Origin of the sequence: Escherichia sp. MR (assembly GCF_005280595.1) — a bacterium.
GTDB classification, from domain to species: domain Bacteria; phylum Pseudomonadota; class Gammaproteobacteria; order Enterobacterales; family Enterobacteriaceae; genus Escherichia; species Escherichia ruysiae.
This window is the reverse complement of sequence record NZ_SZVK01000119.1, coordinates 1-1,528: the sequence shown is the minus strand read 5'-3', so window position 1 is coordinate 1,528 and position 1,528 is coordinate 1. Positions and strand designations below refer to the sequence as shown.

Sequence of the window (1,528 nt, the reverse complement as noted above, 5' to 3'; positions counted from 1 at the left end):
GATAGAAACAGAAGCCACTGGAGCACCTCAAAAACACCATCATACACTAAATCAGTAAGTTGGCAGCATCACCTCGCTTTCCCTTCGATAATAATGACGTCGTATCCAGCGAATTTCATTTGCGCGGCAAAAAAGCCGCCCATATGGGCATCGACGACTAAATTTCCTTTGGTAAAAGTGGAAAGTGAGGTGATATTTACGCGAGAACTACAGGGAGCACCAGAGCCAGTTAATGGCCCTGTAGCGAAGACTAATTTATTCGCTTCATCGAAAGGTTTAGTGCCAGCAGGCACTTCGTCATACATAATTTTGTAGCCAAAGCCCATGCCACCGACAAAACTTTTAAACTTACTGGAATCTTCGAGGGTAATATTTCCTGTCGTGAGATTGACTCTTAATATATTACCTGTCCAACCGTTAGCCATGATTTTTTCCTTTGCAAGATTCACACAGTAATATCTTTCCACTCGATAATTTTTAACGCCCCTGTTGGGCAGGCATTTGCGCATTCACCGCATAGCACACATTTCGAGGATTTTTTACTTTCGGTATTTACGGTAGCCATCATCCACGGACATGCTGTGGTACAGGCGCTACAACCAATACAACGTTTATGATCGACGACAATACAGCCTTCTTCCTGCTGCCAGGTAATCGCGCCAATCGGGCAAACGTTCATGCATTGCGGATCTTTACATTGACGACAGGTGTCAGCGGTATAGTTCAGATCGCCATACAGGCCACCGCCTGATCCTATTCCATTGTCGCCAAAGAAATAATTGCGATGAATTTTAATGCGGGAGAAAAAAGTGCCCACTGAGCCATCGTTGAAGTTGGTACAAGAGATTTCACAGCGATGACAGCCTGTGCATCTCGCTCGCTGGGTCACCAGCACCCCTTTGGGGGTATTTATCAACCCAACCGTGCCGCTATCAATATCTTCCTGTTTGCAACCCAAAAGTGACAGTAACGCAGGGGCAATTGTTAAACCAGCAAGGCCTTTTCCTGATATACGCAAGAATTCTAATCGCGTTAAGCCAATATCTAATAGTGGACGTCCAACCGGGTTCATTTATTTCGCATCCTCTTCGCAAACACAGTGCTGACAATTCAGCAGCCTGATATTAAGCATTCAACTAATACGCTGCTGACTCTGTCCCCAACACCAGATATTTTCCCTAACCCGATAGTGTATGAGAAAGATTTAACGCTGATAAACCAATCCTTTATGGTTAGGAGAAAAAATAATGTGATTATTCTGAGCTCTTAACATTGATCGTTATCAATTAAAATCACAAAGTGAAAAATTAAAAGTGGACTGATATTTATTATCATCTGAAATTAATTTCATTTAAGCGACAATTATTTGTGATATTCATTCCAGAAAATAAAAATAACATTATCGTTATACACTTTAATACATATCGCAACTGATATAATTTCATCAGTTGCTAGGTGATGCTGCCAACTTACTGATTTAGTGTATGATGGTGTTTTTGAGGTGCTCCAGTGGCTTCTGTTTCTATCA

1 protein-coding gene and 1 pseudogene are annotated in these 1,528 nt (G+C 41.8%); both read right to left on the bottom strand.

Features of this window, described 5'->3' with window-relative positions; translation table 11 throughout:
* Nucleotides 1–71: 71 nt before the first annotated feature.
* Nucleotides 72–425 (bottom strand): annotated as a pseudogene (locus FC814_RS22465) (aldehyde ferredoxin oxidoreductase N-terminal domain-containing protein); the annotation flags it as partial.
* Between the two features lie 20 nt (nt 426–445).
* Entirely contained in the window at nt 446–1,072 is a 627-nt protein-coding gene (locus FC814_RS22460; RefSeq protein WP_001070270.1) for a ferredoxin-like protein, read from the bottom strand.
* Between the last annotated feature and the right edge of the window lie 456 nt (nt 1,073–1,528).

Coding starts and splice junctions, on each gene's coding strand:
- FC814_RS22460 (WP_001070270.1), bottom strand. CDS start 1,072: ATGAACCCGGTTGGACGTCCACTATTAGATATTGGCTTAACGCGATTA.